Raw genomic sequence first — 23235 nt, forward strand, 5'->3', positions numbered from 1 at the left:
TTTCAGGGGATCATTCCGTATTTAGCCCGGGCCTGTGCTTTCGACATCCCGTCGAAATGCCACCATTCCGTGGTATTGACCTTGAATCCCACCTGGGTCATCACGCTTCGCAAAAGCTGACGGTTTTCAAGTTGCTGGACCGTCAGCTTTCCCTTTTTCAGCATTTCCTGTTCGGAGCGCGGGTAAGCCAGCGGGCCGAAAAAATCGAATTTTGTGCCCATATCGAGCGGAATGCCCTTTTCGTCGGCAATGGTAAGGTCGACCGCGCATCCAAAATTGTGGTTCGAACCCATTTTCGGGTCCGCTACATATTGCGTTTTGCTCCGTGCAGGGATTTTTAGGTGGTCCAATGCATTCCAAAGGTCGTACTGGGCGGAATTCGGCCGTGCCGCGTCGTAGACGAGCAGCTTATAACCGGGTTTCTGCCGCTTCAACAATGCACTGGCTTTGGCAAGTCTTTTCGCCATTTCGGGTTGCAGGTACGCACGCGTAAGCTCGCCGTACACATCACGCCCGATGAAATTGTCGGTGGTAGAGTATTTCAATTCCACCAAAATATCCGGGTCGGCTTTTTGAACGTCCACCAATCCGCGCGCTACCATTTTCTGCTCGATAGGAGGAAGTGATTTTGGCGACTGTGCAGTGGTTTGGAATGCAGCGATGCTGATCAGCAGCAGGCAAATGGCAGTTTTAAGCATAAAAAAATATCCTTGCAAAGGCTGCAAAGATATTCTTTTTAAAATTCGAAAGGCTGCTTAGTACCGCTTGATATTAATGCTCGTCAACCCGCCTTCATAATGTACAATGACTTTTTTCGCTGCGGTATCGAAGTTCGAGGTGCGATAATGGCCGTCGCCTACTTTGCTCAAACCGTCCATGTTTTTGGCATTCAGCGCGCCGTCCATGTACATTTCGCAACCGACGGATTCAGGCACTTCAAGTGTTACCGAGGCAACGCCGGCTTCGATATCGACATTGGTGGCAGGCATTTTATCCCCCAGGCGGATGTCCATATCGGCCACTCCTGTACTTACTTTCAGTTTTTCAACTTTATAATTACTGAAATCGAAATTGCCTTTTCCTGCTCCGATACCCAGGTCGATATTCCATACAGGCTTCTCATTTAACTGAATTTTGGCCTGATTCGACATTTCACCATCTTTGATTTTGACATTACCTTCCTCCATTTTTAAAGTGACGGTCGCCGAATTATCCAGCTTGTTCACAGAGGTATTGGAAAGAAAGCCGACGATCGTGCTTTTGGTACTAGCCTCGAACAACTTGGCGGTATTACCATTCAGGGAGAAGGATCCGGCGCCACCTTCGAGGTTGAAGTTGGCCTTTTGGATAAAATCCTCCATTTCGTGGTTATAGGTGCCGTTAATGGGCCGGTCGCCGCTCTTCCACTTTTCTTTCTGATAATCGTCATCCTTTTCGTCGTCGTCATCATCATCGTCGTTATCGTCGTGATGATAGCCATAATTGTGATCGTCATCATCGTCGTCCCAGCCGAAATGCCAGTTGTCGCGATCGTCGAACGCCTGGTGTGTTTTGTTGACAACACCGCCAAAGACGGCCAGTGTAATGAGCAATGCCACGATGCCGCCCGAACCGCGTTCCCGCCCGGCCGCCATCAGGATCGCACCGGCGAGGATCAGCAGGACGGGCCAGTAAGGCAGTACGGCGTCCCAGTCGACATTCAGCAGGTTCATGCTCCGGAGCAGCCAGATTACGCCCAAAATGACGAGCAAACCACCCCAAACGATACCTCTTGAGTTTTTCATGATTTTAAATGTTTGATCGGTTAGTACTGTCGGAATTCAGGAAATTGCGCAACAGCAGCAGCCCGCCGGTCACGATCAGGATAATGGGCCAGAAGAAGCGGCCGAAATCGAAGGCAGTCAGTTCCTCCACCAGAAACAGCGATCCGATGACAATGAGGATTACACCCCAGAAAATGTTTTTGAAATTCATGGCTTTGTGGTTTTATGTTAAATGCGGGAAGGAATGCACTAGTTGACTTTGATGACGTCGTCGTCGCCGTTTTCAGGCTTTTTCAGCTCAGGATCTTCCGGAAAATGCGTTTCCGGTGAAGTACTTGGCGAAAATGGCGTGTAAGGCTGCGGATCGGGACCAGGATCGACAGGCTCCACCGGTGGAGGCGTGGTCGGGTATACGGTTGCCTTGTTTTCGTGCTCCTTATCGCGCTGACGCAGGATCAGGAATGCACCGATGCCGATCAGGGCAATGGGCCAGAAATACTTTTTGAACTGGTACCAAACCGGCAGGTCGTCTATCAACATCAGGGCGCCGAAGAAGATCAGCACGCCACCCAGTATCATCATGGTTTGATCGGACCTCTTTTTTTCAAACAGCGGCTCGGATGGTTTGGCAGGCTCGGAGCCGAATGCCGTATGGGTTGTATACACCTCCCCGGCAGGACCGGTCGGCAGCACGGCCCACAGGATAATGTAAATTAATCCGGTCATTCCAAAGCCCGGAGGCAGTATCGGCAGCGCCATTACTACGAAGATAACGCGGACGATTACCACGTCAATTTGCAGATACTGAGCGATTCCTGCGCAAACTCCTCCGAAAACTGCCTGGTCAGGTATGCGATGCAATTTCTTTTCCATGATTAGTTTAGTGTTTATTTGTAATCAAAGGTAGTAGGTAATGCAAGATACTGTAAACCGGAAAATTATTATCGGTGAGAGGGCGTGTTAAGCGGATGTTTTTAGTGAGAATGTGTTTTAAATGCGTGAAAAACGGCGTTATTGCTCTTCCAGCGCTTCCAGAATGTCCATCATCGATCCAAAATCCTTATAACCGGGCCGGATTTCTTCACTTCCACGCAATGCGATGCCGATGTTCGGCAGCAATTCGGTGAGTGCGCTGACTGTAAATTCATTGTCGAGCCCAAAGCCTACCAGTACCGGGTAATCGGCCTCGATTGTGCCCAGTACCTGCATCCATGATTCGGATAGTTCTGCTTCATTGTCGCTTTCGAGGAGAAAATGCGTCACTTCGCCTTCATACCGGCTCAGTATCGCTACGATTTCGTCCGCTTCATACAAATCGACGCTTACACGCAGTAGCAGCGGTAAGCCAAGTTGGGTGCGGAGATAATTGAGCAAACCCGGATCATTCACCTGAACGGCATGCACGGGATAATCCGCCAGGGCGGTAATGATCGCGTCGGGATCGGTCTGAGCCGTTTCGGCGACCAGCGTCACCCCGGCGAGCCAGGAGCAGATATCTTCGAACTTTTTAGGAGAAATATAATTGGGAGAATCTTCGTCAATAGAAAAACCAAGCATTTCAACGCCCATGCCCGCACAATAGCGCGCGTCGGAGAGGTTGGTAACATTGCTGATTTTTACGGTTTTGGTAAGCATTGGGTATACATAAATGCGGACTGCCGTCCGAATGTTCAAAAATTATACCTCAAAATTAGACAAAAGCTGTAAAACTCATTCAATCTTTCCGGCGTGCAGCTGCTCCACCGGGAAAATAAGGTCCCAGTCTTTTCCCCAGACAATGTTGCCCCGTTCAATTTTGAATTTTTTAAAATGACCTGGATTTTTGTATTTGTCGTACTGCGGATGGGAATGGTCCGTCAGGAAAGGGCCGAAGTCGACAACCTGTTCGGTCAGGTCAGAAAAGCTGATCAGGATTTTGTAGCCCGCCAAATGTTTCGCTTGAACGACTTTCATATCCTTCTGGTGATTTTTAAACTTTTCACTTTCTTTTTGAGAACAAAAAAATCAGTCCATTTATTCACAATGTCCTGCGCATAATGCTCCACCACTTTTTGAGCTTCCTTAAGTTGCGTTGTAGGAAGAGGTTCCTGTCCGCCCGACTTTCGTAACAGAACTTCCTTTAAAACTCCGTCTTCAAAGAATATCTCGAAAACACTTTCGCATTCATTGTAAGAAACGTGAATATGGATGGGAAGGTGCTCATTGGAATAAAAGTAAAATATCATTCCGAAATATTCGAGGACTTTGGGCATAGTCTGTGTAATTAGTGCAACCAAAGCTACCCCAAATCCCTGCAAAAAAGAACGGGCATTGCCAGCAATGATCAGCCGGCAATGCCCGTCATATCGAACGGCAAGTAGTGATTACTTCGCCGAAAACTTATACTTCGTAGTGGTATGGTAAGTCTGTCCCGGGTTGAGTGTTGTGGTAGGGAACTGTGGCTGGTTTGGTGAATCGGGGTAGTGCTCGGTTTCGAGACACAGGCCGAAACGTTTTACGTAAGTGGCTCCCTTACCGGTCAGTTTGCCGTCGAGGAAGTTGCCGGTATAGAACTGAACGGCAGGTTCAGTCGTGAAAACTTCCATTATACGGCCACTTTCAGGTTCGTGCACGGTCGCGAATTGTACCAGGCCGTCGCCGCTGCGTTTCAACACCCAGCAGTGGTCGTATCCACCACCGGCTTTGATTTGTTCATCTTCCGTTTTGTTGATACCAGCTGAAATTTTGGTCGGCTTGCGGAAATCGAACGGCGTTCCTTCCACTGCGCGGAGTTTACCGGTAGGGATAAGCGTGGTGTCCACAGGTACGATACTATCCGATTCAATGGTCACTTCATGGTCGAGGATGTCGCGTTTCAGACCGGTAAGGTTGAAATACGAGTGGTTGGTCAGGTTTACTACGGTTGGTTTGTCGGTAGTGGCGGTGTAATCGATCGTCAGCGCATTCTCGTTGTCAAGCGTGTAAACCACTTTTACGGTCAAGTTGCCTGGATAGCCTTCTTCCATGTCCTTACTGGTGTATTCCAGTTGCAATCCTACCACGGAATCTTGCTTGATCTCGGTCGCTTTCCAGATCACTTTATCAAATCCTTTTGTACCGCCGTGCAATGCATTCGGGCCATTGTTGATCGCCAGTGAGTATTCCTGGCCATTCAGCTTGAATTTTCCTTTCGCAATGCGGTTGCCATAGCGGCCTACCAATGCACCGAAGAACGGATGGCCGCTCAGATAGGGGGCCAGTGAATCGAAACCCAACACCACGTCGGCCCACTGCCCGTTTTTGTCGGGCGCTGTCAGTTTCGTGACGATCCCGCCGTAGTTGGTGATGTTGACGGTCATGCCGTTGGCGTTGGTCAGTGTGTAAAGGTCAGCCTGCTGGCCGTCGGGAAGTTGGCCGAATGCCTCTTTGGAGATAGTACTGATCATTTTTTCTTCATTCTTGGTTTTTGAGCAACTGAAAATGGCCAGGCCAACCAGTGCGGTGAGTAAAAAAGGGATTCTTCTCATAGTCAAAGGTTAAGAGTTTGTGTAAATGGTCAGATTATGCCAGTGCGACTTCTTCGGTCCCGTCGGTGATTTTCACCCGGTAGCAAGGCAAGTCGATTTTGTATTTTTCAAGATAAGCTTGCTTCATTTTGGCTTCAAAAGCCTCCACATCGTCTTTCTTTACCAAATTGATCGTGCAACCACCGAAGCCACCGCCCATCATGCGCGCGCCGAGTACGGAGTCGTCGTCTAAGGTCTGCGCCACGAGGAAATCGAGTTCCGGGCAGCTCACTTCATATTCATTTTGAAGCCCAAAATGGGTTGCATACATTTTTTTACCAAAATCGGGCAGATTGCCTTGTACGAGCAGGTCGCAGGCATCTTGCACGCGCTGGATTTCTTCTGTGATGAACTTACACCGGCGGTACACGACGTCGCCCATTTCGTCCTTATGTTCCTCCACCAATGCAGGCGTCGCGTCGCGCAGGCTCAAAACGTTGGCATCATATTGCTGCAAAATCGCCGTCCCCTTTTCACATTCCTGGCGGCGGGTATTGTATTCCGAACTGGCCAGTGAATGTTTTACCATCGTATCGCAAAGGACGATCAGGTAATCGTCCATCGGGAATGGGAAATACTCGTATTCGAGCGAGCGGCAGTCGAGGCGGATCACCGATTCTTCCTTGCCAAAAGCAGAAGCAAACTGGTCCATAATGCCGCACTGCACGCCTACATATTCGTTCTCGGCTTTCTGTGACATTTTTACAATGTTGAAACGGTCGAGGTTCAACCCGTAAATTTCGTTCAATGCAAACAGCAGACAGCATTCCAGTGCCGCCGACGACGAAAGCCCGGCGCCTACCGGCACATTACCGCCGAATGCCGCCTGAAAACCGCCGATCTTTAAGCCCTTCTTTTGAATTTGTTCCACAATACCAATCTGATAATGCGGCCAGGACTTTTCCGGTTTGGAAAGATCGTCGAGTGAAAATGAATAGGTCTGGTCGAGGTCGGCCGCGTAGAGGATCACCTGATCGTCTTCCCGCGGCGCGATGACGAAATACACCGCTTTATCGACGCTGGCAGGCAGTACGAAGCCATTGTTGTAATCGGTATGCTCGCCGATGAGGTTAATGCGGCCGGGCGAACGGAACACGCGCACGACTTCGCGCGAAGCGGTGCCAAATTTCAAAAAATATTTATCCTGGATACCTTCTGCGATATCGGTTTCTGTCAGTAGCATTTCAGTTTCGGTCGGTTTAATAGCCTTTTACAAGGGTCACTTCATTGGCGATGTTGGCGCCGCTTTGTATGGCAAAAATGTTATTCAGAAATAAATCTACTTTACCCATGTGCTCATTTTTGTGCCCGCCGCCGGTGTGCTGGGTCAGGATCACATTGTCCATTTGCCACAGCGGACTATTGGCAGGTAATGGTTCGATCTCGGTCACGTCGAGTACTGCGCCATCGAGTTTCCCTGATTTCAAGGCATCGATCAATGCATTTTCGTCCGTTGTGCTGCCCCGTCCCACGCTTGCATAAACGCTCTGGTCTTTCATGGCCGAGATAAATTCCGTGTTCACAAAATGCTGCGCGGTCCCCGGCAGGGTATTGATCACGAGATCGGCGTGCGGTAGTTCGTTAAATAGATCTTCCTTGCTGTGAAGATCGGCCTCCTGCGATGTTCGCGCCATTAAATGGGTTGTACAGCCAAGTCCTTTCAAAATCGCATTCACCGATTGGCCTATCGTTCCGGCACCGAGCACGATGACATTCTGCTTATACAAAATCTTCAACTCAGCACGTAACGGCGTTCCGATCCACTCCGATTTCTGTTTCAGAAGCGTAAGCTTGTCCAGGCCGCGATACAGGGCGAGAACACCGCCTACGATCGATTCGGCGCAAGGACGTGCAAACCAGTCGCCCATATTGGCCGTTTTGATGTGATCGGGAATGGCTACGGACGAATATTGATCGAACCCGGCGGAATCGAGTTGCCAGAATTTCAGGTTGGGAGGTACGCTTTCAAACCAGGCCACCGGCGGGTTGCCGAGGATGTAGTCGGCGCTGGCAAACCAGGATTTAAGTTCCTCATTGCTGGCCGTCTCGGTGCGAAAATGGATCTGATGCTGCGGGGTAAGCGCTTCGCTCAGTTTGGCATTGAGCGAGCCGTCGAGTAAGGCATGGCAGTATATGATCATCTATTGTTTTTGTTTAAAGAAGCAAGGTAAAATGATTTACCTGTAATATCTGCTAGTCAGACGGTGAAATGGGCCGTCAGCCTTCACAATCAAGTTGATTTTAAATCTTTTTCAGGATTTTCCGGGCCCTCGACTGGAATGCAGCCTGCTCGAATTCAACCGATTCTTCCAGAAATACGCGCAACTCCTTTTGGATCTCCGGGTAAATTTTGGATAGGTTAAAAAGGATGGTCAGGCAAAACGTTCGAATTGCAATGGCTATCTGGCGATTTGCTATGATCCCGAATGCAGCATCCATCAGCTCACCGTGAAATTCATCGGGTATGCTGATATCCTGCAAAATGCGCGCACTGTTCCGGATCACAGCGTCATGAATATCCGTGCGTTTCAACTGGCTTACCAGCACGCCGATGTACGGATGGATCAGCTCCGGCCGCCCTCGCGTAGCAATGCTCACGCTGTACGCGGCTCGTTGCGCCAGGCGGTACTCGTCGGATTCGAAGCAGTGCATCAATTGCCTGAATGCTTCATCCGAAGTACAGGCATACATCGCAACTTCTGTAGCCTTCCGTTTGGACTGGTAGGGATCGGCTAGTAATTCGTTCTTGATATTCATGATATTAAGAGGTCTAAATGCAAATGCCCTACGTTTTCGGCAGGGCATTCGCAGACATTATTTCAAGTTCGATCGGCTATTTGATCTCACCCACCATGTCTTCCGGTTTTACCCAGGCATCGAATTCTTCGGGCGTCAGGTAGCCCAATGCAACAGCCGTTTCTTTCAACGTAGAACCATTTTTATGAGCCGTCTGCGCGATTTCGGCGGCCTTATAGTAACCGATTTTGGTGTTCAATGCAGTAACCAGCATTAAAGAGTTGTTCACGTGCTTCTTGATATTCTCATGCAAAGGCTCGATACCCACTGCGCAGTTATCGTTGAACGAAACGCAGACATCGCCGATCAAACGGGCCGAATGCAGGAAGTTGTAAGCCATTAACGGTTTGAAAACGTTCAGCTCGAAATGGCCGTTGGAACCGCCGATGCCGATCGCTACGTCGTTACCCATTACCTGTGCAGCCACCATCGTCATCGCTTCGCATTGGGTAGGGTTCACTTTACCCGGCATAATGGAGCTTCCTGGTTCATTATCGGGAATATGGATTTCGCCGATGCCCGAGCGAGGGCCGGACGACAACATCCGAATGTCATTACCAATTTTCATCAGGCTTACCGCAACGGTTTTCAATGCACCATGTGCCTCTACGATCGCGTCGTGCGCTGCTAGTGCTTCGAATTTGTTCTCGGCAGTGATAAATGGCAGGCCTGTCAATGCAGCAATGTGACGGGCTACATTTTCCGAGTATCCCGGAGGGGTATTAATACCCGTTCCAACGGCTGTACCGCCCAATGCCAGTTCAGAAAGGTGTGCCAACGTATTGTGAATGGCTTTCAAACCATGGTCGAGCTGCGAAGCATAGCCTGAAAATTCCTGACCCAAAGTCAGCGGCGTAGCGTCCATGAAGTGCGTACGGCCGATTTTAACGACATTTTTAAATGCTTCGGATTTCGCTTTCAATGTGTCGCGCAGCTTGGTAATGCCCGGAATGGTGACGTCCACCAGGATTTTGTAAGCCGCAATGTGCATTGCCGTAGGGTAAGTGTCGTTCGACGACTGCGACTTGTTTACATCGTCGTTCGGGTGCAAAAACTTGGTCTTGTCGGCCAGGTCGCCGCCTTGCAGCACGTGCCCGCGGTATGCGATCACCTCGTTGCAGTTCATATTCGACTGCGTTCCTGAGCCGGTTTGCCACACTACCAATGGAAATTGGTCGTCGAGCTGGTCGGTAAGAATTTCATCGCAAACTTTTCCGATGAGGTCACTTTTTTCCTGTGGAAGAATGCCTGCCTCGTAATTGGTGATAGCGGCTGCTTTTTTCAGGTATGCGAAGGCTTTGATAATCTCCTTCGGCATTTTATTGATATCCTGAGCGATAGGAAAGTTTTGGATCGAGCGTTGCGTCTGGGCGCCCCAGTATACATGCGCAGGGACCTGTACTTCACCCATCGTGTCTTTTTCTATGCGGTATTCCATTTTTGAAGTAGAATGATAATGTAAAATGAACAATGCGCGGTAAAGTTAGGATCGGGTTTGCAGTTTCTGGAGTTTTTTGTGGATAAATGTTCATGTCTGAAAAAAGATTGTTTAGATTGACCAGCCTGTATCCTAAACACCACTTTTCATGACACCTAAAATCAGTATTTATCCCAGCTATGCCATGATGAGTTCGGCCGCTGCCGAGCGTGTGATCGATCTGATGAACCACAAACCGGAATCGGTTATCTGTTTTCCGTCAGGTAGTAGTCCCAAGGGCATGTTCGATGCGTTGGTGGCCGCCAACCAGAACGGCCGGGTAGATTTCTCGAAATGTATTTTCGTTGGTCTGGACGAATGGATAGGTCTCGGCGCCGGCGACGACGGCAGCTGCCGCGACCTCCTCGACCGTGATTTCCTCAAACCCATCGGCCTCCGCCCCGATCAGATTGTCTTTTTCGACGGCAAAGCATTCGATCCGCAAGCGGAATGCGATCGCATCAATAAAATCGTAGAAAGCCTCGGCGGCCTCGACCTTATTATTTTAGGTGTTGGAATGAACGGGCACCTCGCGCTCAACGAGCCAGGCACTTCCTGGGACAACTACGCTCACATCTCCGAACTTGATCCGATTACAGTGGAAGTAGGGCAGAAGTACTTCAACCAACCTACCACGCTTACACGCGGCATTACCGTAGGTATCCGTCACATTCTGGATGCACGAGCCGCCATTTTGCTCGCATCAGGCAGCGCAAAAGCGCCGGTAATCCAACGCGCGCTCGCATTCCCCGTTTCGAAGGACTTCCCTGCGACGGTCCTGCAAAACCATTTGAATGCCGAGTTTATCCTGGATGCGGACGCTGCGGAGTTGATTTCATAGTCGGTTGTTTGTAAATTGTAGAATGAATGTTAATCGGATTAGATGATGGCGGCTGTTAGTCCAAATAGAAAAGAAAGACTCTTACTCGATGTTCTTGTTACTACGGTTCAAAAAGATGCTTTGTTGAGTGTTCTCAAAGCACTTGATATTGATGTAACGGAGCGTGTCCTGTCGGAAGAGGAAGAAGATGTCGCGCTGATGGCGGCAATGGAGGAAGGGTTAAAAAGTGGCATTGCAACGGAACAAGAAAAGAACGATTTCGAATCATTTCTTTCCGCCAAATAGGCTATGAAATATGAGTATACCAATGCATTTATTAAGGATGTAAAAAAATCTTCACCTGAAATACAATCACAAGTCCGGGACCTGGTGGAAGAAATCAGGAAGGTGGATCGACTGGTTGAGCTACCGAATGTCAAGAAGATGAAAGGTTTTTCGAATGCCTTCCGGATAAGGTTAGGAGAGTATCGTGTGGACATTTTTCTCGAAAATGGCACTATGATTTTGGCGCGGATGCTGCATAGGAAAGAAGTATATAGGTATTTTCCATAAAACCTGCATTTACAAAATCACTTTTAAGGGCAATGATTCGAGCGCAAAACAGATATTTTATCCAACTGCAAATACTAATTTTTCCTTGCTTCACTTAAATCGCGACGCTGATTCCGGCCGAATGTCTTCCCCGCTTAAATTTGACGCAGTTCTTTGTGAACGCCCGTCAATCGGGGTAATGGTTTTTGCCTTTGGATCCCTCAGCCAAAATTGAGCAAAACAAAAAGGAACCGTGTGCAATTCACGGGCAGTCGTGCTACTGTAAGTATCCGTCTTGACGTTTCAGGACCTGTTTTTACCCTCGCGTCCCATTGCAGCGCCCCGGCGTGGCGAGAAGGGCGGTAAAAATGATACAAGCCAGGAGACTTGCCATTACCCTCAATGGTTTCTCCCTCACGGGTGGGGAGCAGTCAAGTATTGATTTACCACATTTTATTGCAGTGCCGCAGGCTTCCCGGCTGGTTCGGGGGGAACTGTATCTGTTCGTTTCGCAGGGTAGCCGTGTGTTGCCGCGATGGGATGAAGTATCGACCAGCGTCAGCAACAGGCGTTAGTCGGGATGGGAGGGTGTTTTCACAGGGTTTTTATTAACTCTTTAAACACAAAAAAGTATGTTGTCACACAACCTCGGCTACCCGCGTGTGGGAAGCCTCCGCGAGCTCAAAAAAGCCAACGAACAATTCTGGGCCGGCAGCATCGACCGCGATGCATTGCAGAAGATCGCCCGGAAGATCCGCCACCGGAACTGGGAAACACAGCAAAAAGCGGGCATAAGCCTCATTCCCTCCAATGACTTTTCGCTCTACGACCACGTCCTCGACACATCACTGATGGTAGGGGCGATTCCGGAGCGGTACCACCAGTTGCTCGATGGGAAATCCAATAAGGAACTCGATCTCTATTTCGCAATGGCCCGCGGTTACCAGAAGAACGGGCTGGATATCAATGCCATGGAAATGACCAAATGGTTTGATACGAACTACCATTACCTCGTTCCCGAATTTGTTAAAAACCAGAAATTCAAGCGGTATTCTGAGAAGGTTTTGCTGGAATTTGAAGATGCATTGCAAAAAGGGATTTTGACTAAACCCGTCTTGCTCGGGCCTGTTACCTACCTTCTTTTAGGCAAGGAAAAAGAAGCCGGATTTGATCGTATCGATCTGCTGGACAGCCTTCTGCCTGTTTATATATCAATACTAAAAGAACTCTCCGCGAGAGGAGCCGAATGGGTGCAGCTTGACGAGCCGGGGTTGGTACTGGATTTAAATGAAAGGCAAAAACTGGCGTTTTTGAGCGCTTATAACCAGATCAGGGAGGCGCTTCCGAAATTGCGTATTCTGGTGACGACCTATTTTGGGCCGCTGGAAGATAATCTTGCAATTGCCACGGCTTTGCCGGTTGATGCGTTGCATATCGATTTGACGCGCGGTGCGGAGACATTGCCGCAAATCCTGGTGGATGAAACGTTTGTGGCTTCCACCAAAAAGCTGTCGTTGGGCGTTGTGGATGGCCGGAATATCTGGAAAAACGACTACCGGAAGTCGCTCGAATGGATTCAGGTGGCTGTAAAAGTGCTGGGAGAAGACCGGATTCTGGTTGCACCATCGTCGTCACTGCTGCATAGTCCTTACGATCTGGATCTCGAAAAGAATGAAGCCGTGCTGACGCCGGAAATCAAAAACTGGATGGCATTTGCAAAGCAGAAACTCAACGAGGTAACCACGCTGGCCAGGCTGGCTACGCTGGAGTATGCTACGAACCCTGACTATTTGCTCAATCAGGAAGCGATTGAAAGCCGGCGTACATCCGCGTTGATCCACAAACCGGCGGTCAAAGCACGGGTTAGCGAAGTACGTGAACCGGATTTCGACCGGCAGAATGTATTTGCCATCCGGCAGGCCATTCAGTTGGAAAAACTGAAATTGCCATTGTTTCCGTCGACAACCATCGGTTCGTTCCCGCAAACCGACGAGGTGAGGCAGCTGCGTGCGCAGTTCAAGAAAGGGGTACTGACATTGGAGGAATACGAGTCCCGCATTCGCGAAGAGATCGTAGAATCGCTGCGCTGGCAGGAAGAGTTGGGGATCGATGTGCTGGTGCACGGGGAGTTCGAACGGAATGATATGGTCGAGTATTTCGGGGAGCAGCTTTCCGGGTTTGTTTTTACACAAAATGGCTGGGTACAAAGCTATGGTAGCCGGTGTGTAAAACCACCGGTCATTTACGGCGACGTGGAGCGTGAGAAACCTATGACGGTTAAATGGTCGGCTTTTGCGCAGGCTAATTCCGAAAAACTGGTGAAAGGGATGTTGACGGGCCCCGTGACGATCCTGCAATGGTCGTTTGTGCGCGACGATCAGCCCAGGAAAGATACCACTTTCCAGATCGCACTGGCGATCCGCGATGAAGTGGTGGATCTGGAAAAAGCGGGAATCAAGGTAATCCAGATCGATGAGCCGGCGATCAGAGAAGGTTTACCATTGAGAAAACATGCCTGGCAGACCTACCTGAAATGGGCCGTGGACGCATTCCGCCTGAGCGCCGCAGGCGTGGCCGATCAGACGCAGATACACACGCACATGTGCTATTCGGAGTTTAACGACATTATCGATTCTATCGCCGCCATGGACGCGGACGTGATCACGATCGAAACATCGCGGTCACAAATGGAGCTGCTGGATGCGTTCGCGCAATTCAATTATCCGAATGAAATCGGCCCGGGTGTGTACGATATCCATTCGCCACGCGTACCAACAGTCGATGAGATGATCCATTTGCTCGAAAAGGCATTGAAGGTGATCCCGGCACGGAATCTGTGGGTTAACCCGGATTGCGGACTCAAGACCCGCAAATGGCCCGAAACCGAAGCCGCTTTGCGTAACATGATTTCTGCGGCTAACTTGCTGCGCGAATCGGTCGAAGTCGCAAGTTAGCGGGAATCGTCACGGTAGTCAGGTGTAGTCAGAAAATTGTCAGAAATTGTCAGGTATAGTCAGAAATTGTCAGGTATAGTCAGAAATTGTCAAGTGTTGTCAGTCTGTTCAGAAATTGAGTCGAGAGAATTACAAAATGACTGTAATAACCACTCCTGACCAAACCTGACGACTCTTGACCACACCTGACAATGCCTGACCACACCTGACTATTCCTGACCACACTTGACCACACCTGACCACTTCCGGCCAAAACATCGTAACCATACCATTAACACATATCATTTTGACATTAGAAGAAAGAATTTCCGCTTCGGAAACCCGCGTTTTTAAAACTGTTTTCCCTAACAACACCAACCATTACGATACCCTTTTCGGTGGCACCGCGCTATCGATGATGGATGAGGTCGCTTTTATTGCCGCGACGCGTTTTTCCAGGTTGCGGTGTGTTACCGTTTCGTCGGACCGTATCGATTTTACACATCCTATTCCTGCCGGGACGATTATCGAGCTGGTGGGCCGCGTGGAGACCGTCGGGAATACCAGCATGAAGGTCCGCGTCGATATTTTTGTGGAGAAAATGTATGAGGAGAGCCGTGAGAAGGCAGTGACAGGAATTTTTACGTTCGTGGCGCTCGACGAGCACCATAAACCGACTAAGATCTTATAAGGACTTCGTTTGAAAGTGAATAGAGCGCGATGTTATGTCGATGAAATTGTAGAATTTATCATACGGCAAGAAATTGCGTAGTAAAGATGTCGCGTATTCAAAGTGGTTCATAATTAATCAATTAACGTGAAGTAGGATGGCGAAACTGTTAAGATTTGACTGTCCGAGCTTTTTATTTGATTGATTCCGAACCGTTTAATAGAATTATGATCGCAGCTGGCCCGGGCTGCCCGGTTGTAGCCTTGTTCAAAATGCTTATCTTGCACGCCTTTTGGACGGTGTAGGTCGAAACTGTACACATTATTCTAATCACTCATTAATGAAAATTTTAGGTATCTCGGCTTTCTATCATGATTCGGCCGCGGCTCTTATAGATAATGGCGAAATTGTTGCCGCAGCACAGGAAGAGCGTTTTACACGCAAAAAGCACGATCCTGGTTTCCCCTCTAATGCAGTTGCCTTTTGCCTCGAATATGGCGGGCTATCGATCAACGAGCTGGACGCAATCGTTTTTTACGACAAGCCGCTTCTGAAATTTGAAAGACTTCTCGAAACCTATTACGCATTTGCCCCCAAAGGTGTAAGATCGTTCCTAACCGCCATGCCGGTGTGGATCAAGGAAAAAATGTTCCTGAAAAGGCTGATCAACGAGGAGCTGGAAAAGCTGGGTTACGACAAAAAGAAGAAAAAGGTGAAAATGCTGTTTCCTGAGCATCACCTCTCGCACGCTGCCAGCGCATATTATCCCTCTCCCTATGAAAAGTCGGCCATTCTCACGATTGATGGCGTGGGTGAATGGGCCACGGCCTCGATCTGCCTGGGTGAAGGAAAGGATATCAGCATTCTTAAGGAACTCCGCTTCCCGCATTCGCTCGGGTTGCTTTATTCTGCATTTACTTATTTCCTCGGATTCCGGGTAAACTCCGGGGAGTATAAACTGATGGGCCTCGCACCTTATGGCAACCCGTCTTCTCCGGATGTCAAGCGTTATGAGGAAATTATCCTGAAAGAACTTATCGATTTGAAAGAAGACGGATCTGTTTGGCTCGACCAGGAATATTTCGACTATGCCACTGGCCTGAAAATGGTTAATGAACACAAATGGGAGGCATTGTTCGGATTCAAGACCCGCCGGCCGGAAGATGCACTCGAGGCTGTACATTGTAACCTGGGTCTCGCCATTCAGAATATCACCGAAGAAGCGGTGGTGAGGATGGCCAAAGAAGCCAAACGCCTTACCGGCGCCGATTACCTCTGTATGGCGGGTGGTGTTGCATTGAACTGTGTATCAAATGGCAAGCTTCAAAAGGCAAATATTTTCAAGGATATTTTCATTCAGCCGGCCGCTGGTGATGCGGGAGGTGCATTAGGTGCTGCGCAGGCAGCTTACCATATTTATTTCGGGCAGGAAAGAAAGATTACCTGGAAGGCCGACGCCATGCGCGGATCTTACCTGGGGCCTACTTTTTCTGATCTCGACGTCGCTTTGACGGCCAAGAAATACAAGGCCCATTACACCTACTACGAGAATTTCAAAGACCTGACGCTGGAAGCTGCAAGGCTTTTATCGGAAGGCAACGTAGTTGGCTGGGTGCAGGGCCGGATGGAGTTCGGGCCGCGTGCATTGGGTGGGCGCAGCATTTTGGGCGATCCGCGCAATGCCGAAATGCAGAAGAAACTGAATTTGAAGATCAAATACCGTGAGTCGTTCAGGCCGTTCGCGCCTTCGGTACTGGCAGAAGATTGCCACGACTATTTCGACTATGATGGTATTTCACCTTATATGCTGCTGGTACATCCGGTTGCGGAAAGCCGTAGAAAGCCGGTTCCCGCGAATTACGGCTCGCTGGATTTGCGCGAAAAACTCTATTTCGAACGTTCCGATCTGCCTTCGATCACGCATATCGACTATTCGGCGCGGATCCAGACGGTGCATAAGGAAACCAATCCGCGTTACTACGATCTGATCGACGCATTCAAGGCATTGACAGGCTACGCGGTGATCGTAAATACAAGTTTCAATGTCCGCGGGGAGCCGATCGTTTGTACGCCGAACGACGCATACCGCTGTTTCATGCGCACGGAAATGGATTACCTCGTGGTGGGTAACTATATTTTTGATAAAAAACAGCAGCCCGAATGGCTGGAAAAAGATAACTGGAAGGAAGAATTCGTTCTTGACTAATCCTGTATTCATAGAGCACCCAAAAGTAATGACATCTAAAATTGTTACCAGTATCATCCGCATCCTCTTCCTGGGACTGCTGTTTGTGTTTTTGTTCTATCCGGACAAGTTTCACATCAAATTCGATTACCCGGGATATCCTCAGAGCGATAGCTGGCATGTTCGTCTTGCCAAATTTGCATTCTGGTTCCTGCTGATCATCGAAATCCTCCGGATATTCTATTACGGGGTGGTAAAAAGCAAAGCCAAAGGCTTGGTTGCTAATATTGTAACCATCATCACGCCATTGATCGTCGTGCTGATTTTCCTTGAAATCATATTTATGTACGTGCCGCAAAGCCACGAAGGTGTGCTTTCGAAAGCGTCGCAGATCTGGTGGGAGAAATATTGGCACCCTGTCAACGCGCTGGGTTACCACGACAAGGAGATCCAGAACGAGCCGGGAAAAAAGAAGGTACTTGTAATCGGTGACTCATTTGCAGCTGGTCACGGCTTGAAAGACGTGAATGAGCGTTTTTCAAATATGCTCGAAGCCAAGCTCGGAGCAGATAAATATACGATTTACAACCTCGGAATGTCGGGAGCGGATACGCGCGACGAGGTAAAGCGTTTGCAGGATTTCCCCGTAAAGCCCGATATCATCATTCTGGAATACTTCCCGAACGATATCGAAAAAGTAGGCCGGGAAAAAGGATTGACGCTTACCGGTACCGAGCCATATGCCGACCTTAAAGGTCCGGCCGCGACCATCGTCAAGCGATTTTACCTGCCCAACTTCATTTACTGGCAATTGCCGCATACCGGTTTCAGTACCTTTGAGAAGTTTGTGCAAACAGCCTATACCGATACCACGGTGCTTAATGCACATTTAAGAGATCTTTCAGGAATGCTGGCTTATCGTGACAGTACGAAAGCGCAGATGTACGCCGTTTTTATACCGTTCCTGTTTCAGGTCGAGAAAAGTGCAGGATATACCAAACCGGTGGAAAATTATCTGAAATCGAACAATGTAACGGTAGTGGATATAAACGACGGCGTGGTTAAGATTCCTGAGAAAGAGCGCGTTGTAGGAAAAAATGACGGCCATGGCAGTGCAGCGCTGAACCAGCTGATCGCCGACAGGCTTTATCAGGCAATGAGCAAACGATAACTCAGATTTAAAGGGTTAGAAGTGGCAAAAAGGTAATTAAGTTCTAAATTTGAGTTTTAAACACTATATAGAAGATGGATTTTTTGACAGATTTGTTTGCATTTATGAAGGAGCGTAAGAAGTGGTGGCTTGCTCCTGTGATCATCGTTCTACTGCTCATAGGTGTCCTGATCGTGATCGGAGGTGGTTCGGCTGTTGCGCCTTTCATCTACACATTGTTCTGATTTTCAGTACAGCACAGATCAATCCAGTTCTTATCTGAAACTTCGCCCGGCAGCGGTGCATAACGCGTCGCTGCCGGCTGTAATATCACATTATCAAAATGAGTGAATCCGAAAAAGTCAAAGCGCAGCTGGTGATCGTCACCGGGTTGGTTGTTCTATATTTTATTTTTAAATCCCAATACCCCTATTTCCTGATCGCTGCGGCGGTGATCGGCGTTTTCAGTTTGGCTATCCCCGTTTTTGGGGATCTGGTGGTAAAAGGCTGGTACAAGATCGCAGAAGTGCTGGGCGCCATTAACGGAAAAATCCTTCTGTCGATTGTGTTTTTCGTCATTTTGTTCCCGGTTGCGGCCATTGCAAAGCTGACCAAGAAAAACCCGCTTCATTTGAAGAAGGAAGATAGCGACACTGTTTTTACGGAAAGAAACCACAAATATTCCGCGAAGGATCTGGAACAGGTCTGGTAATGCAGGAGAAAGAAATATCAAAATGCAAAAAGGCCTGGTTTCAGGCCTTTTTTTTGCGGCATGCGCGCTCGTAGAGCACTTGGAGCATGCCGTCCTTCAAGCCTACATCGGGCACGTGAATGACGTCTGCGCCTGCCCAGCGCATAGCGGATGTATAAATATCGCCCGCCGGCACGATCACGTCCGCGCGATCGGGATTGAGTTGTAGTTTATTGATACGGTCTGCGAGAGAAAATTGATCGATATAATCGCGCATCCGCTGTATTTCTTCGAGACTGGTCGAGCTCTCGGTAAGTTTGGAAGAAAGGTCAAACAGCTTATTAATGTTACCTCCCGTACCTACCGCTTGAATAGGCTTGCTGTAATCGACATTCTGGTTGATCCATTCCTTAATCTTCAACCAGGCATTTTTAGACTCCTTTCCTTCCAAAAGGCGCACGGAACCCAGCTTGAATGATTTGGCCTTGATCTTCTGCCTGTCCTGGTACAGGTTCAGCTCGGTACTACCGCCACCCACGTCGATGTGAATGTACTGACCGTCGCTCAGCGATTGTACTACCACATTGTTAACCAGTTCGGCTTCTTTCTGGCCGTCGATGATCTGGATATGGATTCCGGTGCGTTGCTCAATGTGGTCGCGGACTTCCTGGCCATTGGCTGCTTCGCGCATGGCGGATGTGGAGCAAGCCATAAAATCATCGACTTCATGGAGTTCCATCAGAAGTTGATAGGCCAGCATGAGCTTCATCATGCGGTCTTCACTTTGCGGGGTAATGAGCCCCTGGGTAAACACATCATGTCCGAGGCGGAGCGGGAACCGGACGTATTCGACCTTCTTGAAGCGTGAAATGCCTTCGTCCTGCAAAACGGATGAGATCTGCATACGGGCACCATTGGAACCGATATCTATGGCTGCGAATTTCAAAAGCTCGTCAAATAGGGGAGTTAATAAAGGCCAAAAATAGACTTTCGCGGACAAGTTTCAATGCCCTGCCCGCGAAACTTCGTAGGCAGACGCTACATTTGACGGCCTATCTGATACAATAGCTTTACTTTCAGGCCAGGGCCGGCCCCTTGCCTGAGCGGTGATAGCGGTTTGAAGTAATTGACCCAGTAACCTTCCGCCTGGACGACGATCGGATGCCAGCTTTTCTCGATCCCCACGCCGAAGTTCATCGAAGTGACCGGGGATACGTCGCCTTTTTTGGAAAAAGTCTGGTTAAAAAACTCGTTTTTGGGTCCACGGCAATCATAGGAAATGGTTTCTTTGGAGGATACCTTAAAATTGGTACCTACGCTCGCATAATATGCCCAATCGTCTTTCAAAGTATTCCGGAATGCCAGCGTAAGCGGGATCTGGACTACATTCTGGTCAATTTTAATATTATACAACTGAAAAATAAGCGGCACCTGGCCCGGATGTGTTTCCTTGAAATCCACGCGTGCCTGAGCTCTGAATACGTTTTCCGTAAAGAACTCAGCCCGTTTGGCTTTGAGCCACGTAATGCCCGCCGCGAGCGAAAATTTCTTCTTGATGATTACCTCTCCCATCACCGTTTTGCCCCGGCCGTTGCCCTCGATCTGATATCCTGCACCGAACCGGTAAGGTGTTTTCAAAGGGAGTTTCGGGATAACACTTTCCGTCTGGGCGACCTGCTCAGCCTTTTTGCCACTAACCGGTGCTTTGGCGACCGCCATATTATTGGCTATCAATGCTTTTTGTACCTGCCGCGCTGTCAGTTTGCTGGCGAGTTCATAATGCATTTTCCGCTTTTGGGACATATCGGGTTGTATTTCCACCGGTGTATTGATCGCGGCAATACTGAAATCGCTGTCGAATGTCCTGCCGTTCGGATTGTAAGAACCTTTTGGTAATTGATTAGCTGCATCAACATGGCCTGGCGCAGCGGGTTCTGTCGTGGAAACAGCTGCATTCGTACCCTGGGCAGTGGCAAGCGCCCCAGCCGGCTTTTCGCGAAGAGTATGGCCAGCCTGACTAGCTGCATGGACGGGAGCAGCTTCCACCTGCGCATCCGTACCTGCTTCCGCGCCGTCGGTCTTAACGGAAGGCGCTGCATAGGCGAGCTCTTCGTTGTCAGAGTCCTGGCGAAGGCGGCTGTGCGAAGTATATCGGCCGTAATCCCGCAGCTGCGCGCTGGCTTGGAGGCTCTGGCCGTCGGGAGCTGTTTGCATTACATATACCGTGTCGGTTTTCGCCACCGGTGCCGACTGGTTGCGGATTACCTCGATCTGGCTTTGCAGGTTTTTCACATCCTGCACCAGATGGTCGTTCTGCGAGAGCTGATTTACGTACATATAGGCCATTACCGACGTTACCGATGCGGCGGCGGCGTACCCGATCCAGGAACCGTATTGTCGGAGGAACGAAGGTGGCGTCTGGGCTTGCATGTAGTTTTGCATACGAGCCCAGTCCTGCTCTTGAAAGTCCGGTTCAATACTCTCTAATTTTCGGCGTATAGTATTTTCAAATCTATTAGTTTTCATTGCCTCTGAATGACTTAACAGCCCAATCACTTGGGAAGAGATGTGGGTAATATTGTTTGATCAAATGCTGCAAACGAGCCCGGGCGCGCACATAATGCGATCTTACCGTTGCCTCGTTGATTTGCAGCAGGTCTGCTATCTCACGATGATTGTAGCCATCTACCACGTATAACAAAAATACATTCTTATAAACCGGTTTGATCCGTTGGATCAGGCCCAGTATTTCCTCGGCAGTGATCTGGCTTATCACATCTTCATCAAATTTGGGGTAAGGGGCATCTTCCAGTGCGATCACATCTTCCGTGTGTTTCTTGTGCTTGCGGTAATAGCTGATGGCCGTGTTTACCATGATCGTCCGCAGCCACGCCTTGAAAGGGTGATTGGCATCGTACTTCCCCAAATTGTTAAATACCTTCAAAAAACCTTCATTCAAAACCTCCTCCGCTTCTTCCGTCGACGATGTGTATCGCAGGCATATGCTTTTTGAATAGCCGAAGAACTGTTTGTACAGATGCCTCTGCGCCTGATTATCCCCGGCAATACATGCCGCTACTACCGACTCAAAGTCGTTTTCGTTAAAAGATATTTTTCTTTTAAAAAGCAAGGTCAGGGTATCAAGTTGTCAGGGATAGAATTTCTCACTTTTGAATACGTTCCTGCCCGTTAATCTGTTGCAAAAAATTACGAAAAGTTTTGATGCTTCGGAAATGCAGGTTGGGCTGAAAAAAATCGCAAAAAAATCCTTCGGCATGCAACATGGGCATCAGAGGGGGCGTAAAGGCAGAAAACAGTTTGATACTTTCACAAAAACCCGTGGGTATATCATGAAAAAAGTTTCACTTTTACTGATGGTGTTGATAGGCATCTGGTTTACGGCCTGTCAGAAGAGCGGCGAGTCGTTGAGCCCTGAAACTGAGGCGAGTGATTTCGAAAGTGTGGTTGAGTCGGCGGCGAGGTACGCCGTACTGACCGACTCGGTAACGTTGGGCAGATGTAAAGGAAAACTGACGGAAGTTGCGACGGAAGATTTGCCCGCGATGGTGACCACCTACATCGACAGTGCTTATGCCGGTTCTGAAATCAAATACGCTGCAAAAGACCAATCCGGAAAGATTGTGGTCGCTGTTACCCTAGCCGATGGATCAGTAAAAGGTCTGCTTTTCGATGCGGACGGTACGTTTAAGGCCGAACTGAAACAGCATGTGCCAAAAGCAAAACTGACTAAAATCGAGGTGAGCGCATTGCCTTCGAATGTTACCACCTACATTACTGCCAATTATACGGGAGCGGAAATCAAACTCGCGGGAACCAACGATGCCGGGGAATATTATGTGGCAATATTGGTGGATAAAAAAGTGAAAATACTGCTTTTCAACGCGGGCGGATCTTTCAATAAGGAGCTCGAAAAGCCTATTAGGCGCCATAAAAGACATTAACAGATCAATGCGATCGTAAAAATATTTTGTTAGGGGTGAGTTGGAATACGGTGCTGGATTTTCCGGTGCCGTATTTATTTTTTGGGGGATAGCATTTCCAAAGCCGACGAGTTCTTGATCTCACCCATTACAAAAAGGCTATGCGTGCTGCCGATATTTTCCAGCGAACCCAGTTTTTGCATTAAAAATTGTTGGTATTGCGACATGTCGTCGACGACTACTTTCAGCAAAAAATCATAATCCCCGGAGATATTGAAGCATTCCATCACCTCCGACATCGCGGAAATGGCTTTTACAAATTTTTCGCCCATCACCTTCGAATGTTCCTTCAATGCGATGTTGCAAAAGGCCATTAGCTTTTTGCCGACTTTTTCCCGGTCCACCAGCGCTACATATTTTTTGATAATACCCTCTTTTTCCAGCCTGCGTACACGTTCATATACGGGCGTGTAGGAGAGGTTCAACTTTTCCGACAGTTCACGTGTTTTCAAAGTAGCGTCCTGTTGCAGCAAATGCAGGATTTTGGCGTCAATATCGTCCAGATTATGCATAGATAGAATATCTTTATTCACTTCGAGATCGCTTCGAATATAGATAAATAATTTAGGTTTGGTAAAACTGTCAGACTTTTAATCTGAATTTTTTGATTTTATTGAACAAAACATCTATTGGCTTAAATTTGTCAATTCAA

At 48.7% G+C, this 23235-nt stretch carries 27 protein-coding genes and 1 riboswitch; of the genes, 11 read left to right on the forward strand and 16 right to left on the reverse strand.

The features are described from left to right. Positions 1 to 2: 2 nt before the first annotated feature. From AAHB90_RS01245 to fumC, 12 genes are all read right to left on the reverse strand, one after another. Positions 3 to 698, reverse strand: a complete 696-nt coding sequence (locus tag AAHB90_RS01245) for a M15 family metallopeptidase (protein ID WP_342083084.1) — start codon at positions 696 to 698, stop codon at positions 3 to 5. Between the two features lie 57 nt (positions 699 to 755). Continuing rightward, positions 756 to 1784, reverse strand: a complete 1029-nt coding sequence (locus tag AAHB90_RS01250; RefSeq protein ID WP_342083085.1) for a LiaF transmembrane domain-containing protein — start codon at positions 1782 to 1784, stop codon at positions 756 to 758. A 4-nt stretch (positions 1785 to 1788) separates the two neighbouring features. Beyond that, positions 1789 to 1974, reverse strand: a complete 186-nt coding sequence (locus AAHB90_RS01255) for a LiaI-LiaF-like domain-containing protein (protein WP_342083086.1) — start codon at positions 1972 to 1974, stop codon at positions 1789 to 1791. Positions 1975 to 2012: 38 nt separating this feature from the next. After that, a complete protein-coding gene (locus tag AAHB90_RS01260) occupies positions 2013 to 2636 on the reverse strand; it encodes a PspC domain-containing protein (RefSeq protein WP_342083087.1) in 624 nt (207 codons plus the stop codon). Between the two features lie 138 nt (positions 2637 to 2774). After that, positions 2775 to 3398: a hypothetical protein gene (locus AAHB90_RS01265; protein ID WP_342083088.1), complete on the reverse strand. Its 624-nt coding sequence runs from the start codon at positions 3396 to 3398 to the stop codon at positions 2775 to 2777. A 75-nt stretch (positions 3399 to 3473) separates the two neighbouring features. Further along, positions 3474 to 3716, reverse strand: coding sequence for a hypothetical protein (locus tag AAHB90_RS01270; protein ID WP_342083089.1), 243 nt, complete (start codon positions 3714 to 3716; stop codon positions 3474 to 3476). Beyond that, positions 3713 to 4015 (reverse strand): DUF4160 domain-containing protein, encoded by a 303-nt coding sequence (locus AAHB90_RS01275; protein ID WP_342083090.1) that lies wholly within the window; start codon positions 4013 to 4015, stop codon positions 3713 to 3715. The genes AAHB90_RS01270 and AAHB90_RS01275 overlap by 4 nt, the downstream gene beginning before the upstream one ends. A 111-nt stretch (positions 4016 to 4126) precedes the next feature. After that, positions 4127 to 5269 carry an aldose epimerase family protein gene (locus AAHB90_RS01280; RefSeq protein WP_342083091.1) on the reverse strand — a complete coding sequence of 381 codons (1143 nt, stop codon included), beginning with the start codon at positions 5267 to 5269 and terminating at the stop codon, positions 4127 to 4129. A gap of 34 nt (positions 5270 to 5303) precedes the next feature. Further along, positions 5304 to 6491, reverse strand: coding sequence for a galactokinase (locus AAHB90_RS01285; protein ID WP_342083092.1), 1188 nt, complete (start codon positions 6489 to 6491; stop codon positions 5304 to 5306). A gap of 16 nt (positions 6492 to 6507) precedes the next feature. Further along, complete coding sequence (locus AAHB90_RS01290) at positions 6508 to 7449, reverse strand: D-2-hydroxyacid dehydrogenase (protein WP_342083093.1); 942 nt, start codon at positions 7447 to 7449, stop codon at positions 6508 to 6510. Positions 7450 to 7549: 100 nt separating this feature from the next. Further along, positions 7550 to 8065 (reverse strand): hypothetical protein, encoded by a 516-nt coding sequence (locus tag AAHB90_RS01295; RefSeq protein WP_342083094.1) that lies wholly within the window; start codon positions 8063 to 8065, stop codon positions 7550 to 7552. Between the two features lie 76 nt (positions 8066 to 8141). Then, entirely contained in the window at positions 8142 to 9542 is a 1401-nt protein-coding gene (gene fumC / locus AAHB90_RS01300; protein ID WP_342083095.1) for a class II fumarate hydratase, read from the reverse strand. 148 nt (positions 9543 to 9690) lie between these two features. Here fumC and AAHB90_RS01305 point away from each other — a divergent pair, with 148 nt between their 5' ends. The 10 genes from AAHB90_RS01305 to AAHB90_RS01350 all read left to right on the forward strand — a co-directional run bounded on the left by AAHB90_RS01305 (position 9691) and on the right by AAHB90_RS01350 (position 18603). Continuing rightward, positions 9691 to 10422, forward strand: a complete 732-nt coding sequence (locus AAHB90_RS01305) for a glucosamine-6-phosphate deaminase (RefSeq protein WP_342083096.1) — start codon at positions 9691 to 9693, stop codon at positions 10420 to 10422. 42 nt (positions 10423 to 10464) lie between these two features. Then, positions 10465 to 10707, forward strand: a complete 243-nt coding sequence (locus AAHB90_RS01310; protein WP_342083097.1) for a hypothetical protein — start codon at positions 10465 to 10467, stop codon at positions 10705 to 10707. Between the two features lie 3 nt (positions 10708 to 10710). Further along, positions 10711 to 10974, forward strand: a complete 264-nt coding sequence (locus AAHB90_RS01315) for a type II toxin-antitoxin system RelE family toxin (protein WP_342083098.1) — start codon at positions 10711 to 10713, stop codon at positions 10972 to 10974. Between the two features lie 162 nt (positions 10975 to 11136). Continuing rightward, positions 11137 to 11362: riboswitch (cobalamin riboswitch) on the forward strand. Next, entirely contained in the window at positions 11322 to 11528 is a 207-nt protein-coding gene (locus AAHB90_RS01320; protein ID WP_342083099.1) for a hypothetical protein, read from the forward strand. Its footprint overlaps the riboswitch before it by 41 nt. Before the next feature lie 57 nt (positions 11529 to 11585). Beyond that, positions 11586 to 13907, forward strand: coding sequence for a 5-methyltetrahydropteroyltriglutamate--homocysteine S-methyltransferase (gene metE / locus AAHB90_RS01325; protein ID WP_342083100.1), 2322 nt, complete (start codon positions 11586 to 11588; stop codon positions 13905 to 13907). Positions 13908 to 14193: 286 nt separating this feature from the next. Continuing rightward, positions 14194 to 14577, forward strand: a complete 384-nt coding sequence (locus AAHB90_RS01330) for an acyl-CoA thioesterase (RefSeq protein ID WP_342083101.1) — start codon at positions 14194 to 14196, stop codon at positions 14575 to 14577. 319 nt (positions 14578 to 14896) lie between these two features. Next, the gene (locus AAHB90_RS01335; RefSeq protein WP_342083102.1) at positions 14897 to 16762 is read left to right on the forward strand and encodes a carbamoyltransferase family protein; all 1866 of its coding nucleotides are present in this window, start codon (positions 14897 to 14899) and stop codon (positions 16760 to 16762) included. A gap of 28 nt (positions 16763 to 16790) precedes the next feature. Further along, positions 16791 to 17912, forward strand: coding sequence for an SGNH/GDSL hydrolase family protein (locus AAHB90_RS01340; protein ID WP_342083103.1), 1122 nt, complete (start codon positions 16791 to 16793; stop codon positions 17910 to 17912). Between the two features lie 74 nt (positions 17913 to 17986). Beyond that, entirely contained in the window at positions 17987 to 18136 is a 150-nt protein-coding gene (locus AAHB90_RS01345; RefSeq protein ID WP_015812275.1) for a DUF5989 family protein, read from the forward strand. 98 nt (positions 18137 to 18234) lie between these two features. Beyond that, positions 18235 to 18603 (forward strand): SxtJ family membrane protein, encoded by a 369-nt coding sequence (locus tag AAHB90_RS01350; RefSeq protein WP_342083104.1) that lies wholly within the window; start codon positions 18235 to 18237, stop codon positions 18601 to 18603. Between the two features lie 40 nt (positions 18604 to 18643). Here the strand turns inward: AAHB90_RS01350 and AAHB90_RS01355 are convergent, their stop codons facing one another. From AAHB90_RS01355 to AAHB90_RS01365, 3 genes are all read right to left on the reverse strand, one after another. Then, positions 18644 to 19528, reverse strand: coding sequence for a Ppx/GppA phosphatase family protein (locus AAHB90_RS01355; protein ID WP_342083105.1), 885 nt, complete (start codon positions 19526 to 19528; stop codon positions 18644 to 18646). Positions 19529 to 19620: 92 nt separating this feature from the next. After that, a complete protein-coding gene (locus AAHB90_RS01360; RefSeq protein ID WP_342083106.1) occupies positions 19621 to 21012 on the reverse strand; it encodes a hypothetical protein in 1392 nt (463 codons plus the stop codon). Between the two features lie 85 nt (positions 21013 to 21097). Beyond that, positions 21098 to 21712: an RNA polymerase sigma factor gene (locus tag AAHB90_RS01365; RefSeq protein ID WP_342083107.1), complete on the reverse strand. Its 615-nt coding sequence runs from the start codon at positions 21710 to 21712 to the stop codon at positions 21098 to 21100. A 220-nt stretch (positions 21713 to 21932) separates the two neighbouring features. Here AAHB90_RS01365 and AAHB90_RS01370 point away from each other — a divergent pair, with 220 nt between their 5' ends. Beyond that, positions 21933 to 22544: a hypothetical protein gene (locus AAHB90_RS01370; RefSeq protein WP_342083108.1), complete on the forward strand. Its 612-nt coding sequence runs from the start codon at positions 21933 to 21935 to the stop codon at positions 22542 to 22544. Positions 22545 to 22618: 74 nt separating this feature from the next. Here AAHB90_RS01370 and AAHB90_RS01375 read toward each other — a convergent pair whose 3' ends face one another. Beyond that, positions 22619 to 23095 (reverse strand): Lrp/AsnC family transcriptional regulator, encoded by a 477-nt coding sequence (locus AAHB90_RS01375; protein ID WP_342083109.1) that lies wholly within the window; start codon positions 23093 to 23095, stop codon positions 22619 to 22621. Positions 23096 to 23235 lie beyond the last annotated feature (140 nt).

The organism is Dyadobacter sp. OTU695, from assembly GCF_038440355.1.
GTDB lineage: Bacteria > Bacteroidota > Bacteroidia > Cytophagales > Spirosomataceae > Dyadobacter.